Source organism: Streptomyces marokkonensis (genome assembly GCF_039539045.1).
GTDB lineage: Bacteria > Actinomycetota > Actinomycetes > Streptomycetales > Streptomycetaceae > Streptomyces > Streptomyces marokkonensis.
The window spans coordinates 1-795 of the sequence record NZ_BAABCQ010000404.1 but is presented as its reverse complement, the minus strand read 5'-3'; the positions used below and the strand labels follow the sequence as shown (position 1 = coordinate 795).

The window sequence follows — 795 nt, the reverse complement described above, 5'->3', positions numbered from 1 at the left end:
ACGACTCCCGCGCCAACGACACCAACCCCGCATGCAACTCCGGCTCCAGCCGGAAGCGGACGAGCGCTCCGTCGTACCCGGCCACGGCGGGCCGGGGGCGGTCGGCGGGCAGGGTGATCTCGGCGGGCAGGGCGGCCAGGGTCTCGCGCCAGTGGTCGAGCTGGCGTGCCGTCTCGCTGTCGCCGTCCCCCTCCTCGCCGAGCAGCTCGCGCTGCCACAGCGCGTAGTCGGCGTACTGCACCGGCAGCGGCGCCCATCCCGGTTCCTCCCCACGGCACCGGGCATCGTAGGCCGTCATCAGGTCGCGGGCGAGGGGTGCCATGGACCAGCCGTCGCCGGCGATGTGGTGCAGGTTGAGCAGCAGCACGCACTCGGTGGGCGAGGTGCGCAGCAGGTGGGCGCGGAGCGGCAGTTCGCGGGCGAGGTCGAAGCCGGTGCGTCCCGCCTCGGTGAGTGCGGCCGGCAGTCCCTCCTCGGTGGTCTGGGCCGCGGTGAGCGGTACACGTGCCGCGTCGGGGGCGAGGATCCGCTGGTACGGCGTGCCTCCGTCGTCGGGGAAGACGGTGCGCAGGCTTTCGTGGCGGGCCACAACGTCGTCCAGGGCCACGCGCAGCGCGTCCTCGTCGAGACGGCCGGACAGCCGCAGGGCGTAGGGGATGTTGTAGGTGGGCCCCGCCCCCTCGACCTGGCTGAGGAACCACAGGCGCCACTGCGCGGGTGACAGAGGTGTCCGCTCGGGACGCTCGGCGGGGCGCAGGGGGGTGCGGGCGGCGCCCGCGGCGTCCAGGTGACGCA

At 74.5% G+C, this 795-nt stretch carries 1 protein-coding gene; it reads right to left on the bottom strand.

What is annotated here, in order from left to right:
- On the bottom strand, positions 1-795 hold a 795-nt coding region (locus ABEA26_RS36120; protein WP_345598324.1), incomplete at both ends, for a condensation domain-containing protein.